The 15038-nt window shown below is 68.6% G+C and carries 10 protein-coding genes; all 10 read right to left on the bottom strand.

The genetic code is table 11. From position 1 onward, the window contains the following. Positions 1 to 128: 128 nt before the first annotated feature. Complete coding sequence (locus ACO2RJ_RS17200; RefSeq protein WP_423269348.1) at positions 129 to 2150, bottom strand: hydantoinase B/oxoprolinase family protein; 2022 nt, start codon at positions 2148 to 2150, stop codon at positions 129 to 131. A 38-nt stretch (positions 2151 to 2188) separates the two neighbouring features. Then, on the bottom strand, positions 2189 to 4249 hold the full coding sequence (locus ACO2RJ_RS17195) for a hydantoinase/oxoprolinase family protein (protein ID WP_423269347.1): 2061 nt from the start codon (positions 4247 to 4249) through the stop codon (positions 2189 to 2191). Positions 4250 to 4423: 174 nt separating this feature from the next. After that, positions 4424 to 4975, bottom strand: a complete 552-nt coding sequence (locus ACO2RJ_RS17190) for an ANTAR domain-containing response regulator (RefSeq protein WP_423269346.1) — start codon at positions 4973 to 4975, stop codon at positions 4424 to 4426. 44 nt (positions 4976 to 5019) lie between these two features. Continuing rightward, on the bottom strand, positions 5020 to 6195 hold the full coding sequence (locus ACO2RJ_RS17185) for a transporter substrate-binding domain-containing protein (protein WP_423269345.1): 1176 nt from the start codon (positions 6193 to 6195) through the stop codon (positions 5020 to 5022). Between the two features lie 129 nt (positions 6196 to 6324). Then, on the bottom strand, positions 6325 to 7824 hold the full coding sequence (locus tag ACO2RJ_RS17180) for a CoA-acylating methylmalonate-semialdehyde dehydrogenase (protein WP_423269344.1): 1500 nt from the start codon (positions 7822 to 7824) through the stop codon (positions 6325 to 6327). A 217-nt stretch (positions 7825 to 8041) separates the two neighbouring features. After that, positions 8042 to 10705, bottom strand: coding sequence for a beta strand repeat-containing protein (locus ACO2RJ_RS17175; protein ID WP_423269343.1), 2664 nt, complete (start codon positions 10703 to 10705; stop codon positions 8042 to 8044). 126 nt (positions 10706 to 10831) lie between these two features. Beyond that, positions 10832 to 12256, bottom strand: a complete 1425-nt coding sequence (locus tag ACO2RJ_RS17170; protein WP_423269342.1) for a gamma-aminobutyraldehyde dehydrogenase — start codon at positions 12254 to 12256, stop codon at positions 10832 to 10834. A 14-nt stretch (positions 12257 to 12270) separates the two neighbouring features. Beyond that, positions 12271 to 13074, bottom strand: coding sequence for an ABC transporter permease (locus ACO2RJ_RS17165; RefSeq protein ID WP_423269341.1), 804 nt, complete (start codon positions 13072 to 13074; stop codon positions 12271 to 12273). Beyond that, positions 13064 to 14011, bottom strand: a complete 948-nt coding sequence (locus ACO2RJ_RS17160) for an ABC transporter permease (RefSeq protein ID WP_423269340.1) — start codon at positions 14009 to 14011, stop codon at positions 13064 to 13066. The genes ACO2RJ_RS17165 and ACO2RJ_RS17160 overlap by 11 nt, the downstream gene beginning before the upstream one ends. Next, positions 14008 to 15018, bottom strand: a complete 1011-nt coding sequence (locus ACO2RJ_RS17155) for an ABC transporter ATP-binding protein (protein ID WP_423269339.1) — start codon at positions 15016 to 15018, stop codon at positions 14008 to 14010. Before ACO2RJ_RS17155 ends, ACO2RJ_RS17160 begins: the two co-directional genes overlap by 4 nt. Between the last annotated feature and the right edge of the window lie 20 nt (positions 15019 to 15038).

Raw genomic sequence — 15038 nt, 5'->3', positions numbered from 1 at the left:
CGGCCCCGGGACGTGGAAGCGGGGCCGAGGGTTCGATGAGAATATGTGCGAAACGTCTAGATAAGGTGCTTTTTGTCGCTTTGCGGACAAGGGCGGAGCGGCGCGGCCGCTCCGCCCTTCGGCGCGGGTCAGGCCACCTTGAGCGTGACGGTCTCGTCCTGCCCAGGCGACCGCCGTCCGACCCAGTAGGGAGCGGTGCGGCGCTTGAGCATCGCGCGGAATTGCGCGGTGGTCTTTTCGAGCAGTTCGCCCGATCCCCAGTTCACGATCACGCCGTGCTGGCGGATGAGGTCCATCATGTCCAGCTCGCCGGCGCGGTATTTCGCGGCGATCGCTCCGGGGTCCTCCTCCAGCCATTTCGAGCGGTTCGCGCGGATGTAGGTGCGCTTCTCAAGCGTGGCGGGATAGTCGACCTCGTACTCCGCGAGGTCGGCGTCGACCTCCCGGACGATCACCCCGTAGTCCTTGGCGGCGCGCTCGATCGAGACGTAGCCGTCGGCGACGTCCTCTCGGACGAGGACAGGGTCACGCTCCAGAGGATCGCCGAGCCCGCCGCCGCCGGCGGAGGGGCGGCTGACGACGTCGCCCGGCGCAAGCGGCTCATTTGAGAACATCGAGCCGAGGTAGCGCTCGTTTTCGAGGTCCTGGTTGACCCACACGCCGTGCGGGATCGAGGGCAGGCCGCCCCAGAGCCCCCAGGTGATCGAGCGCTCGCGGTCGCAGCAGTAGGACACCACGGTGCGGTCGACCTTGGTGAGGATGACGCCCTTGTCGACGCCCATGCCGCCGCGGGATTCGCCGGGTCCCCCGGAGTCCACCCGAAGCTCGTGGCAGGTGGTGAGCACGGGCGCGAGCCGCTCCTGGCCCTCGAAGGGCTGGGTGCCGAGCTGGACGCCGAACACCGGGCCGGTCGCCGCCCAGCCGTCACGGCCATTGCGGGCGCCCCAGCCGCCGACCATCCAGTCGTACCACATGAAGTATTTGTGGCCCCCGGAGGCGTCGCGCTTGTCCTGGCCGCCGATCAGCAGGTAGTCGAGGTTGAAGGTGCAGGCCATCGCCCGCTCGGGCATCACCTCCGCCCAGAGCTCGAAGATCGAGTTCATGATCTTCTCGAACGGACCCGAGCAGAACCCCGCGACCGGCGTCGGCCAGGCGGCGTTGACGACCGACCCCTCTGGCCCGAGGTCGACGGTGACGACGCGGTAGAAGCCGGAGTTCAGCGGGATCTCCGGAAACTGCATCTTGGTGCCGGCCACGATCGCGGCGAAGGAGCCGCCGAAACAGGCGTTCAGAAAGCAGCGGATGCTGGTCGGGTGCGACTTCGACAGGTCGTAGTGGACCGTGTCGTCCTTGATCGTCATCCGCACGCGGATGGGGATCAGCCCTTCGCCGACGCCGGGATCAAGGTCGATGTAGTCCTCCGTCTCCCAGACGCCGTCCGGCAGCGCCGCGACGCGCTGGCGCGTCAGCGTTTCGACGTAGTCCTGCACGGCCCCGAACGACGTCTTGATCACGTCGAGCCCGTATTTTTCGATCAGCCTCACGATCTCCTGCTCCGCGACCTTGGTCGCCTCGGACTGCGCCTCCATGTCGCCGATGATGTCGCCGGGCGCGCGGGTGTTGGACGCGATCAGGTTGCAGACGTCGTGCAGGCACTGGCCCTTGCTCCACACCCTGACGGGCGTGATGCGTAGGCCTTCGGCCATGTGGTCGAGCGCGTTGACGTTGAAAGAGCCCGGCGTCGCGCCGCCGACGTCGGCCCAGTGGCCGTTCGCCTGCGAGAAGCCGAGCAGTTCGCCTTTGTAGAACATCGGCCGCACGATGCGGGTGTCGTTGAAATGCGTGCCGCCCTGGTAGACGTCGTTCACGACGAACACGTCGCCGGGGTGGATGTCGCCCTTGAAGGCGTTGATCACCGCCTTCGCCGTGTAGTGCAGTGTGCCGACATGGGCGGCGATGTCGCCCGAGCCCTGCATGATGGTGTCGCCGTTGACGTCGCACAGCGCGGACGAGAAGTCGCGCGACCAGATGACGAAGGAGTAGCAGGTCCGGAAGATCTGCTCCGCCATCTGATCGACGATGTTGACGTAGGCGTTCTTGAGGACCTCGAAGGTCACGGGGTCGAGGCCGTGGTCCATGTTAGCCGACATGGTTCAGCTCCTGATGATGTGTGGGGCGGGGGCCGAAGTCAGGCCTGCGGGATGCGCATGACGAGGGTGAGCGAGCGGTCGACCGCGGCGGTGACGCCCGGCGGCACCAGCACGGTGGAGTCGAGCTGGTCGATCACGGCGGGGCCCGCGACCTTCATGCCCGCCTTCAGTTCGGCGCGGTCGTAGACTGGAGCGTCGACGGCTTCGGGCAGTTCGTCGAAGCGAACGCGGCGCGTTGCGACCGGCGTCGGCTCGGCGTCCACCGGCTCGAAATCCGCGAACTTGGCCTTCGGAGTCACGCCGGTCGCGATCACGCTGACGCGGTAGATCTCGACGGGCGCGCCGGGGCGCGAGTAGTTGTGCTCGCGGCCGTGCTCCTCGTGGAAATAGGCGATCGCCTCGTCGAGCGAGGTCACCGGCGTTGAGATGTTGATCGACAGCGCCCGCCATTGGCCGAGATAGCGCATGTCGATCTTGCGCTGGAACACCATGTTCTCCGGCGCGACGCCTTCGGTGACGAGCCGCGCGCGGCCTTCGATCTCGAGCTGGCGGAACGTCTCCTCGAGATCGGCGACGTTCACGTCTGCGGCCTTCGAGAGATACATCTGCGAGACGTCGTGCTGGATGTCGACGAGCAGACAGCCGAGCGCCGACGTGACGCCGGGGTTCGGCGGCACAAGCACGACGGGGATCGACAGGTCCTTCGCGAGCGCGGCGCCATGGAGCGGTCCGGCGCCGCCGAACGCCACCAGCGCGAAGTCGCGCGGGTCATAGCCGCGGCGGATCGACAGCAGGCGCACCGCATCCGCCATGTTGGCGTTCGCGACCCTGAGGATGGCGAGCGCCGCGTCCTCGACCGACATGTCCAGCGGCTCGGCGACGCCCTTCCGGATCGCCTCGGTCGCGAGGCCCTCGTCGAGCGACACCTTGCCGCCGGCGAGGCTGGCGCTGAGGCGGCCAAGCACGACATTGGCGTCGCAATTGGTCGGGTTCTCGCCGCCGCGGCCGTAGCAGGCGGGCCCGGGCGTCGAGCCCGCGGATTGCGGCCCGTTGCGCAGCGAATTCGCCGCATCCATCCAGGCGAGCGAGCCGCCGCCGGCTCCGATCGTCAGCACCTCGATCGAGGGGAAGCAGATGGGATAGCCGTATTCGACGAACCATTCCTTGGTGATCTGGATCTGGCCGTCGTCGCAGAGGGAGACGTCGGTCGAGGTGCCTCCCATGTCGAGGCCGATCGAATTCTTGAACCCGGCCTGTTCGGCGACGAAGCGGCTCGCGATCGCGCCCGCCGCGATCCCCGAGGCCGCGAGACGCGCCGCGTACTGCTCCGCCATCTTGGCGGTCATGACGCCGCCGCCGGAATGCAGCAGCAGCACGTCCTCCTTGTAGCCGCCGTCCTTCATGCGCGCCTGGAGGCGGCTGGCGTAGCCGCCGACCACAGGCGCCAGGACGGCGTTCGCGACGGTGGTCGAGAACCGCTCATGCTCGAAGATCTCGGGCATGATGTCGCTCGAGATCGAGATCGAGATCGTCGCGTCGGGCAGCGCCTCGGCGAGAACGTCGCGCATCCGGCGCTCGTTCGCGGGGTTCATGAAGGCGTTGGCGAAGCAGATCGCAACCGTTTTCACGCCGCGCTTCTTGATCACGCGGGCGAGCTCGGCGGCCTCCGCCTCGTCGAGCGGCGCCACGATCGCGCCGGAGTAGTCGACGCGCTCGGTGACGACGAGGCGATCCCTGCGGCGGATGTAGGGCTTCGCCATCTCCTTATAGGTGTCCCAGAGGTCGTCGCGGTTGCCGCGGCGGATCTCGATGGTGTCGCGGAAACCCTTGGTCGTGACCATCACCGCGGGCGGGAAGCGGCGCGTGATGAGCGCGTTGGTCGCAAGCGTCGTGCCGTGCTTGAACAGCAGCAGGTCGTTGAGGTCGACGCCGCCGGCCTCGATGCCTGCGAGCACGCCGTCGATCGGGTCGGGGGTCGTCGGCACCTTGGCGACGTGCATGAGGCCGGTGGCCTCGCTCAGCACGCAGATGTCGGTGAACGTGCCGCCGACGTCGCAGGCCACGCGCACCTTGCGGTTTTCCTCGGTCGTCTGGGTCATGTCTGGCTCCCTTGGAGTCCGCCGCCGAAGCGCGCTGGACCGCGAAAACGAAAAGAGCCGCCGCCAGCGGTCATGCTGGCGGCGGCTCTCTTAGCCGAACCCGGTTGCGGCGATCAATGACGCGCGCGGGTCGATATGACAGGCCTCACGGGCGGCGCGACACGCGCCGCAGCCTCAGAGTCCTATGAATTCATCTGCATCTATGATCGTTGCGCACACAACGTCCATAGTAACCCGCGCCGACATTGCGCGAGAGCGTATGGTCTCATACGCCTCCTGCTCGGAAAACCCTTTCCGAGACATCAGGATCGACTTGGCCTTTTCAAGCCGCCTGAAGCCCTCCAACCTTCCTTCAAGTTTCCGTACCCTGTCAAGCAGGTTTTTTTCTTTCAGAGAAATTGTTTGCGCGACGACGAGACTGGTGAGCAGGCCGAAGGCGCGGATCGGCTTCGTGACGATCGCGCTGGCGCCCGCGCGGGCCACCGCCTCGATCATCGCGGGGCTTTCGAACTCGACGATCCCGATCAGCGTGACATGCGCGCTGCGCTCGGCGAGCCCCTTCAGCAGCACATGGGTGAAGCCATCCTGCCGGAACAGCATGAAGGCGACGTCGGCGTCGGCGGGGATCGCGTCCTTCGGCGGCCACAGCGCCTCGACCTCGCAGCCGATGCGCCGGATATGGGCGACGAGTTCGTCCCGCTCGCGATCCTGCGGGTGATAGACCACGACGCGGACGCTTCGAAGGTCGCGGAGGGCCTTCAGCATCGCCGTCAGATCCCGGAGGCTTTGGCGAGGGGAGGCGCCGGATCGGGCGCCCAGTCGCCGAGCGTATGGTGGATCAGATAGGGGTCGGGCTTGATGGCCTGCGGGCTCTCCTCGACGATCCGGAACTGGCCGTCCGCGCCCACGCGGCCGATGCGGGGCCAGAGGTAGCAATGACCGTTTTCCGGATCGAGCCGGATCTCGCCCTGGGGCGCGGCGAAAGTCGACGCGGCGAGCTCGGCGCGGATCGCGCGCGGCTCGACCGAGCGCGCGCGGCCGGCGGCGGCGAGCGCCATATGGGTCACGCTGTAGGCGGTCTCGGCCATCGCGTTCAGGCGCTCATGCACCCCGAAGCGCGCCTGGTAGCTGCGGACGAAGCGCCTGTTCGCCGGGCTGTCGATCGACTGGAAATAGGTCGCGGCGGTGAGGTGGCCTTCCGCCAGCCGCGGCGGCATGGCCGCGACTTCCGCCTCGGTGATCGTGAGGCTCGCGATGGTCAGCTCGGAGGTGAGGCCCGCCTCCGCGCACAGTTCGTAGAACGCGGTCGCGGCCTCGCCCACCACGGTGCAGAACACGACGTCCGGCTTCTTGCGCCTGATGTCCTGGACGATCTGGTCGAGCTCGCGCCGCTGGGCCTCGAGCGGGACGTAGCGTTCGGCGAGGATCTGGCCCTTCTGCTCGGCCACCAGGGTCATCATCACCCGGTTGGATTCGATCGGGAAGGTGTAGCGGGTGCCGACGAGGTAGACGCGCTTGCCGCCATTGGCGATCAGGTGGCGCGCGAGCAGCAGGATGTGCTGGTTGGGCACGGCGCCGCCGTAGATCACGTTCGGCGAGTATTCGAACCCCTCATAGGGCGCGGCGTAAGCGAGGATCGACCCGCGCCGCTCGACGACCGGCACCACCGCTTGGCGCGTGTTTGTCATGTAGCAGCCGACCAGCAGGTCGGCGCCGTCCTCGTCGAGCAGCCGCTCGGCGATAGCCGCGAAGCGCGCCGGATCGGACTGCGCGTCATAGGTCACGCAGACCGCTGCGCGACCTCCGACGCCCCCGGCGGCGTTGATCTCCTCGATCGCGAGACGCGTGGCGTTGAGCTGCGTGCGCTCCACGAAGGCGGTGGGCCCGCTCTGCGAATAGAGCGCGCCGACCACGAAGGGACGTTCACCGTCGAAACCCGAAGACATCGCGCACCACGAAAAAAAAGAGGCTCCCGCCGGGCTGTCTCCAACCGGGCGGGAGCCTCTTTGCTCCTGGGCGAACGGTAGGCAGGACGACCGGCGCCGTCAAGCGGCGCATCGGCTCCGCCCGGCGGCCTATCCGAGCGTCGGCATGACGAACTCGGCGCCGGCGCGGATGCCGGTCGGCCAGCGGGTCGTGACGGTCTTCAGGCGCGTGTAGAAGCGTACGCCCTCGGGGCCGTGCATGTGGTGGTCGCCGAACAGGGACGCCTTCCAGCCGCCGAAGGAGTGGAACGCCATCGGCACCGGGATCGGCACGTTGATCCCGACCATGCCGGCCTTGACGGCGTGCGCGAATTCGCGCGCCGCGTCGCCGTCGCGGGTGAAGATCGTTGCGCCGTTGCCGAACTCGTGCTCGTTCACGAGCCGCGCGGCCTCGGCGTAGTCCGGCGCGCGCGCCACGACGAGCACGGGCCCGAAGATCTCCTCCTTGTAGATCTTCATGTCCGGCGTCACGCGGTCGAACAGCGTGCCGCCGAGGAAGTAGCCGTTCTCATAGCCCTGCAGCGAGAGGCCGCGGCCGTCGACGACGAGCTCCGCGCCTTCCTCGACGCCGTGGTCGACATAGGCCTTCACCTTGTCGCGGTGCTGGGCGGTGACCAGCGGGCCCATCTCCGCATCCGGGTCGGTTCCGGGTCCGACCTTGAGCGCGCGGACCTTCGGCGCGAGCCTTTCGACCAGCGCGTCGGCGGTCTTCTCGCCGACCGGCACCGCGACGGAGATCGCCATGCAGCGCTCTCCCGCCGAGCCGTAGGCGGCGCCCATCAGCGCGTCGACCGCCTGGTCCATGTCGGCGTCCGGCATGATGATCATGTGGTTCTTGGCGCCGCCCAGCGCCTGGGCGCGCTTGCCCGCCCGGGTCGCGGTCTCGTAGACGTAGCGGGCGATCGGGGTGGAGCCGACGAAGCTCACCGCCTGGACGTCGGGGTGGAGAAGCAGCGCGTCGACCGCCTGCTTGTCGCCGTTCACGACGTTGAACACGCCGTCCGGAAGCCCCGCCTCCTTCAGCCACGCCGCGATCAGCAGGGCGGCCGAGGGATCGCGTTCGGAGGGCTTCAGGATGAAGCAGTCACCGCAGGCGAGCGCGATCGGGAACATCCACATCGGCACCATGGCGGGGAAGTTGAACGGGGTGATCCCGGCGACCACGCCGAGCGGCTGGCGCAGCGAGTGGCTGTCGACGCGCGAACCGACATTTTCCGTGATCTCGCCCTTCAGAATCTGAGGCGCGCCGGTCGCGAACTCGACGACTTCGAGGCCACGCTGGATCTCGCCCTTTGCGTCGGACAGCACCTTGCCATGCTCGGCGGTGATGACCGCGGCGAGTTCGTCCGTGCGCGCCTCGGCGATGGCGAGGAAGCGGTTGAGGATCCGCGCCCGCTTCAACGGCGGCGCGTCGCCCCAGGCGGGAAACGCCGCAAGGGCCGCCGCGACCGCGCGGTCGACGGTCGCCTTGTCCGCAAGCCGGACCGAGCCGCTCTGTTCGCCGGTGGCAGGGTTGAACACCGGCGCCGAGCGGTCGCCTGAGCCGGACGTCTCGGCGCCGCCGACGTAGTGCGGAATCTCTTTGGGCATGTCGTCGTCTCCCTGCGGCGGCGGGTTATCCATCCCGCGCTTTCGGCGTGCAGCATCACGACTGAGACGACGCACGGCAATGTCCCGTCGGGCGCATGCGCCATGCGGCAAAGCGAATTTGGGCGGGCATGTCCGAAAGCAGCGGGGAGGCGCGGAGGGGGCGAGCAGGCCGACCAAGCCATCGTGTCGCGGCGGCCCGACGGACCGATCGGCCCGATCAGATCACGGCGATGTCCGTGTAGGCGAGGCTGGGCGCGCCCTGGAGCGTCGCAACCAGCTTCGCGGCGTGGGCGCCCGTCCCGTCGTCGTCGAAGAGCAGCCTGCCGGACGCGCGGTCGTACATCACCCGGTCGTCGAGGTCGTGGGCCGTCGCGCCGACGTGAAAGACGCCCACGCCGAGCGCTCCCGCGGCAAGCCCTTTGAAGATCGCGTTCTCCAGCCGGATCTTGTCCACGCCGGAGGCGAAATCCGCCACGACGTCGGCGTTGGCCGCCGTCAGCGGGGCGTTGAAGACGAAGGCGTCCGCGCCGGCGCCCCCCGTCAGCTCGTCTTTGCCGAGCCCGCCGCCGAGGACGTTCGCAGCGCCGTTGCCGACGATGCGGTTGTCAAGCTGGTTGCCGGTCCCGTTGATCGCGGCGGCGCCGGTGAGCGTGAGGCGCTCCGCGAACTGGTCGCGGAGGGAGTAGGAGACCGAGCTGAAGACGAGATCGATCCCTCGCCCGCCGGCCTCCACCACGAGGTCGCCGGCGGAATCGACATGATAGCGGTCGTCGCCGCCTCCGCCCGCCATCGTATCGGCGCCCGCCAGCCCGTTGAGGACGTTGTCGGCGGCGTTGCCGGTCAGCCTGTTGGCGAGAAGGTTGCCCGTCGCGGTGACCGCGGTCGAGCCCGTCAGCCTCAGATTCTCGACATAGGACCCCTGCAAGGTGAAGCTCGCCGCGCTGCTGACGACGTCCATCCCGGCGCCGCTCGCCTCGACCACGACGTCGCCTGCGGAGTCGACGACGTAGACGTCGTCGCCGGCGCCGCCCGCCATCGTGTCCGCGCCGCCGGCGCCGTCGATCACGTTCGCCGCGGCGCCGCCACGGATCACGTTGGCGAGGCTGTTGCCGGTCGCGCGGATCGCTGAGCCCGTCAGCGTAAGCGTCTCGAGGTTCTGTCCGGCGAGCGAGAAGCTCACGGAGCTGAAGACTGCGTCGCTCCCTCCGCCGCTCGCCTCGATCGCGCGGTCCGCGGCGGCGTCCACGAAATAGACGTCGTCGCCGAGGCCGCCCTCGAGCCTGTCGGCGCCGGCGACGCCGTTCAACCGGTTGGCGCCGTCGGAGCCGACGAGAGTGTCTCCGAAGCGCGAGCCTATGAGGTTCTCGATCGACCTCAGCGAGTCGCCCGCAGCGTCGCCGCCCGCGCCTGACCCGACCGAGAGATTGATCGAGACTCCGGCGGACGAGTCCGCGTAACGCGCCGTATCGGAGCCGTCGCCGCCGTCGAGAATGTCCGCGCCGGCGCCCCCGGTCAGGGTGTCGGCCGTGGGGAACACGAAGGACTGGCCGTCTCCGATAAGGGTGTCCTGGCCGGCCCCGCCCTGCAGCGCGTCGTCGCCGTAAAGCCCGCGAAGCAGGTTGCCGCCCGCGTCCCCGATCAGCGTATCGTCGTGACCATTCGTGCCTTCGACGGCCTCGACGCCGAAGAACGTGTCCCCGGACGCGGGGCCGCCGACGGCGCCCGTCGCCAGATTGACGCCCACGCCCTGGCTGAAGCCGGCGTAGCTCACGAGATCGCCGGCCCCGGCGCCGCCGTTCAGCACGTCGGCGCCCAGATTTCCTTCCAGCGTGTCGTCGCCCGCTCCGCCGATCAGCGTGTCGTCGCCGGATCCGCCGGCGAGCCGGTTGCCGAGTCCGTCTCCGGTCAGCCGGTCGTTGAAACTCCCGCCCGCCACGGCCTCGACATTGACGAGCGTATCGCCCTCGGCCTGGTCGCCCGAGCCGGTTCCGGCCGCGAGGCTTACGACGACGGCGGCCTGGGCCGGGCTGTAGTCGATCAGGTCGAAACCGTCGCCCCCGTCGAAGCTGTCGGCTCCGGCGGCGCCATAGGAGGTGTCGGCGCCGTCGCCGCCGAGCACCGTGTCGTCGCCGGCGCCGGACTGCGTGTAGTCGTCCCCGTCGCCTCCCTCAATGGAGTCGCCGACCTGTCCGTCGGCCGTGTTCAGGTTGTCGTCGCCCGCCCCGCCGCTGAGAGTGGCGGCGCCGACGCCCCCGGAGAGAGTGTCGTCTCCGCCGCCCCCGAACAGCTGGTCGTCGCCCTCTCCGCCGTTGATGTCGTAGCCGCCCAGATCGACGGCCTTGATCGTGTCGTTCCCGGCGTCGCCGTGGGCGTAGCCTTCAAAGCTGTCGGCTCCGTGCAGCGTGATCGCGTCGTCGCCGTCGCCGCCATGAAACAGGCCGCTTGCGCCCTCGATCGTGTCGTCGCCGGCGCCGCCCAACAGTTCGTCGCGGCCCGCGCCGGAGCGGTCGCGGATCAGGTCGTCCCCGCCGCCGCCGTCGATCGTGTTCGAGAGGTTGCCGCCGGTCAGGATGTCGCTGAAGCCCGAACCGCCGAGACGCTCGATGCTGATGAGCACGTCGCCGAAGGCCTCGCCGCCGGCGTTGTTTGCGTTGCTGAGCAGCGAAACGATGACGGAGGTGGACAGGACATAGCTGACGAGGTCGTCGCCGACCCCGCCGTCCATGGTGTCCGCGCCGGCGCCGCCGATGATCGTGTCGCCGCCGCCGTCTCCGAGGATGTGGTCGTCGCCCCCGAGGCCGTAGATGTAGTCGGCGTCGTTGGTGACGCCGTCCGCGGAGGTGAGCGCCTCGCCCTCCTCGGTGCCGATCACGGTGGCCATGACGCGCCCTCCGGGGCTGTCCTCGCTCTTCAGCGTCCTCCCGCGGACGCGGCGCCGTCAAGCGCCGCGTCGTCAAACGTCATGCAAAGGGCGCCGCCTCCGCTGCGGCTCGCTCCGCGTCTCCCGTCAGTGCTTGATCATCACGTGACGGACCGCGGTGTAGTCCTCCAGCGCGTAAGTGGAGAGGTCCTTGCCGTAGCCGGACTGCTTCAGGCCGCCATGCGGCATCTCGCTGACCAGCATGAAATGCGTGTTGATCCAGGTGCAGCCATAGCGCAGCCGCGCCGCGGTCTTCATCGCCTTGCCGACGTCCTTGGTCCAGACCGACGAGGCGAGGCCGTAATCGCTGTCGTTGGCCCAGGCGATCGCGTCCTCCGTCTCGGTGAAGCGCGTGACGGAGACGACGGGGCCGAACACCTCGCGACGGACGATCTCGTCCTGCTGGAGGGCGCCGGCGACCACGGTCGGCTCGTAGAAGAACCCCGCCGCGCCCGACGCCTTGCCGCCGGTCGCGATCTCGATGTGGTCGAGTTCGGCGGCGCGCTCGACGAAGCTCGCGACCCGGTCGCGCTGCCGGCCCGAAATGAGAGGGCCGATCTCGTTCTTCGTGTCGTCGGGATCGTTGAAGGTGATGCTGCTCGCGGCCGCGGCGAGATCGGCGACCAGCCGGTCGTGGATCTTCGGGCCGGCGTAGATCCGGCACGCGGCTGTGCAATCCTGCCCGGCGTTGTAGAAGCTGAAGGCCCTGAGCCCGGAGACGACCTCCTCGAGGTCGGCGTCGTCGAACACGATGACCGGCGCCTTGCCGCCGAGCTCCAGATGGGTCCGCTTGACGGTCTTTGCGGCGGCCTGGAGGACCTTCTTTCCGGTCGCGACGTCGCCGGTGATCGAGACCATCGCGATCTTCGGGTGGTTGATCAGCGCGTTTCCGACGGTCTCGCCTCGGCCGAGAATGACGTTGATCACGCCCTCTGGAAGGATCTCGGACAGCAGCTTCGCCATCTTCAGGGCGGTCAGCGGGGTCTGCTCCGAGGGCTTGAACACCACAGTGTTGCCGCCGGCGAGCGCGGGCGCGAGCTTCCACGCCATCATCATCAGCGGGTAGTTCCAGGGAGCGATGGAGCCGACGACTCCGATCGGGTCGCGGCGGATCATCGAGGTGTGGCCGGCCATGTATTCGCCGGCGACAGGCGAGGTGAGCGTCCGGACCGAGGCGGCGAAGAAGCGCCAGCAATCCACGATCGCCGGCATCTCGTCGTTCAGCACGGCGTTGATCGGCTTCCCGCAGTTTAGCGCCTCGAGCGCCGCGAAGCCTTCCGCATCCTTCTCGATCGCGTCGGCGATCTTGAGGAGATAGCTCGACCGTTCGGCCGGCGTGGTCTGCGACCAGCCCTCGAACGCCGTCTCGGCGGCGTCGACCGCCTTGTCGATCTGTCCGAGGGAGGCTTCGGGAAGGTCGAGGATCTCGGCCCCGGTCTTCGGGTTCAGGATCTTTTCCTCAGCCTCGCTTCCGACCTCGAAGGCCGAGCCGATCAGCATCGCGGTGTCCATGGAGCGTCTCCTGTTTATTTGCCGGCTGCGGCGGTCTGCTCGTCGCCGCCGGTCAGATAGAAGGCGAGCAGGATGGGAATGAAGGTCACCGCGATCACCGCGATCGCGACGACGTTGGTGACCGGCCGCTGACGCGGGCGGATCAGCTCCTCGAGCATCCAGAGCGGCAGCGTCTGCTGCTGGCCTGCGGTGAAGGTCGTGACGATGACCTCGTCGAAGGACAGCGCGAAGGCGAGCATGCCGCCCGCGAGGAGGGCGGTTCCGACGTTCGGGAGAACGATGTGGCGAAAGGTCTGGAAGCTGTTCGCGCCGAGGTCCATCGAAGCCTCGACCAGCGAGCCCGACAGCCGGCGCAGGCGCGCGACCGCGTTGTTGTAGACCACGACGATGCAGAAGGTGGCGTGGCCGACCACGATCGTCCAGAACGAGAAGGGGATTTCGAAGGTCGCGAAGGCCGAGCGCAGCGCGATGCCGGTGATGATGCCCGGCAGCGCGATCGGCAGGATCACAAGCAGCGAGATCGCGTCGCGTCCGAAGAACCGGCTGCGCGCCACCGCCATCGCCGTCAGCGTGCCGAGGACGAGGGCGAGCAGGGTCGCGACCGCCGCGACCCTGGCGGACAGCGAGATCGCCGCCCACACGTCCGGCCGCGCCCAGGCGACTCCGAACCATTTCAACGTGAGCCCCGGCGGCGGCCACACGAAGCTGCGCTCTTCGGTCGTGAAGGCGTAGACCAAGACGATCAGCAGCGGCCCGAGCAGGAAGGCGAGCCCGAAGGCCGCCGCGATCTTCACGCTGAGCGAGCCGTCAGAGCGCATTGAACGCCCCCATGCGGCGCGCGATCGCGAGATAGAGCCCCATGATGACAATCGGCACGACGGTGAAGGCGGCGGCGAGCGGGATGTTGCCGGCCGTCCCCTGCTGGACGTAGACGGCCTGGCCGATGAACAGCCGCGACGAGCCCACGATCTGCGGGATGATGTAGTCGCCAAGCGTCAGGGAGAAGGTGAAGATCGAGCCGGCCACGATCCCGGGCAGCGCCAGCGGCAGGATGACGTGGCGGAAGGTCTCACCCGGCGTAGCGCCGAGATCGGACGACGCGTCAATCAGCCCGCCCGGCACCCGCTCGAGCGCCGCCTGGGTCGGCAGGATCATGAAGGGGAGCCAGATGTAGAGGAAGACGAGGAAGGTTCCGATGTAGCTCGTCGAGAGCGACGGGCCGCCGATCGTCGGAAGGCTCAGCATCGCGTCGAGCAGCCAGCTCAGATGCAGCTTGCCGAAGCCCCAGGTGAGGATGCCCTCGCGCGCCAGCAGCAGCTTCCAGGCGTAGACCTTGACCAGGTAGCTGGACCAGAGCGGCAGCATCACCGCGAGGTAGAACGCGGCCTTCCACGCTCCCCTCACGTAGCGCGCGGCGACATAAGCGACGGGAAAGCCGATGATCGCGCTCGCGACCGTCACGCAGGCGGCCATCAGAGTCGTGCGCAGGATGATGTCGAAATTCGCCGGCTGCAGTAGCTGCGCATAGGTCGCGAGCGTGTAGGTCTCGTCGATGAGGCCCGAAAACTCCTCCAGCGAGAAGAAGCTCTGGCGCAACAGCGTGAGGAGCGAGCCGAGATAGACGACAACGAGCCAGACGAGCGCCGGGCCGAGCAGCAGCAGGACGACGAGCTTCGGCCGGCGCCACAGCGCGTCGGCGGCGCGGCCGAGCGCCGTGGACGGCGGCGGCGTGACCGCCGGCGCGGCGGCGCTCACGCCTCGCCCTCCATGAAGTGCAGCGCGCTCCGGTCGAAGGCGATTGCGACGCGCCCGTCTTCGGGCAGGGCCGGTCCGCCGGCCGGCATGACGGCGTGCAGCGTGACGTCGGGGAGGGCGACGGCGTAGCGCACCGTCGCGCCGAGATAGAGCCGGGCCTTGAGGTCGCCGATCAGCGCCCCGGGGGCCGCGCCTTCGGCGGGACCGACGCGCACCTGCTCGGGCCTGAGGCTCGCCCAGCGCGCCTCGCCTGAGATCCGCTCGACGAAGGCGGGCGGCAGAACGTTCGACGACCCCACGAAATCGGCGACGAACGGCGTCGAGGGGCGGCGATAGACCTCCTCCGGCGCGCCCACCTGCACGACCTTGCCGGCGTTGAACACCGCCACGCGGTCGGCCATCGACAGCGCCTCGCTCTGGTCGTGCGTCACGAAGATGAAGGTCACGCCGAGCGTTCGCTGGAGCTGCTTCAGCTCCTCCTGCATGTTCTCGCGCAGCTTCAGGTCGAGCGCGCCCAGCGGCTCGTCGAGCAGCAGCACCTTCGGCCTGTTGACGATGGCGCGGGCGAGCGCGACGCGCTGGCGCTGGCCGCCGGAGAGCTCTGCCGGCTTGCGATGGCCGAAGCCCGGAAGGCGCACGAGCTCCAGCGCCGTCTCGGCCTGCTTCGCGCGTTCGGCTCGGCCCACCTTCTTCAGCATCAGCGAATAGGCGACGTTCTCCAGCACGGTCATGTGCGGGAACAGCGCGTAGTCCTGGAACACGGTGTTGACGTCGCGCCGGTAGGGGGGCACGCCCGTGGCGTTTTGGCCGAAGATGACGACCTCGCCGCTCGACGGCTGCTCGAATCCCGCAATCACCCGCAGGCACGTCGTCTTGCCCGATCCGGACGGCCCGAGCATCGCGAAGAATTCGCCCTCGGCGATGTCGAGGTCGACCTCGTCCATCGCGCGCGTCCGCCCGAAATGGCGCGACACGCGCTTGAGCGAGACTGCGGGACGATCGCTCATGGGGTGTCCTCAGGAGGAGA

Source organism: Hansschlegelia sp. KR7-227 (genome assembly GCF_049446035.1).
Classification (GTDB): Bacteria; Pseudomonadota; Alphaproteobacteria; order Rhizobiales; family Methylopilaceae; genus Methylopila.
Note: the sequence above shows the minus strand (reverse complement) of the source record. Positions and strands in the feature narration are given on the sequence as shown.

Excerpts from the sequence above, each read along its gene's own strand:
- ACO2RJ_RS17200 (WP_423269348.1), bottom strand. The coding sequence starts at position 2,150 with ATGTCGGCTAACATGGACCACGGCCTCGACCCCGTGACCTTCGAGGTC.
- ACO2RJ_RS17195 (WP_423269347.1), bottom strand. The coding sequence starts at position 4,249 with ATGACCCAGACGACCGAGGAAAACCGCAAGGTGCGCGTGGCCTGCGAC.
- ACO2RJ_RS17185 (WP_423269345.1), bottom strand. The coding sequence starts at position 6,195 with ATGTCTTCGGGTTTCGACGGTGAACGTCCCTTCGTGGTCGGCGCGCTC.
- ACO2RJ_RS17180 (WP_423269344.1), bottom strand. The coding sequence starts at position 7,824 with ATGCCCAAAGAGATTCCGCACTACGTCGGCGGCGCCGAGACGTCCGGC.
- ACO2RJ_RS17175 (WP_423269343.1), bottom strand. The coding sequence starts at position 10,705 with ATGGCCACCGTGATCGGCACCGAGGAGGGCGAGGCGCTCACCTCCGCG.
- ACO2RJ_RS17170 (WP_423269342.1), bottom strand. The coding sequence starts at position 12,256 with ATGGACACCGCGATGCTGATCGGCTCGGCCTTCGAGGTCGGAAGCGAG.
- ACO2RJ_RS17165 (WP_423269341.1), bottom strand. The coding sequence starts at position 13,074 with ATGCGCTCTGACGGCTCGCTCAGCGTGAAGATCGCGGCGGCCTTCGGG.
- ACO2RJ_RS17155 (WP_423269339.1), bottom strand. The coding sequence starts at position 15,018 with ATGAGCGATCGTCCCGCAGTCTCGCTCAAGCGCGTGTCGCGCCATTTC.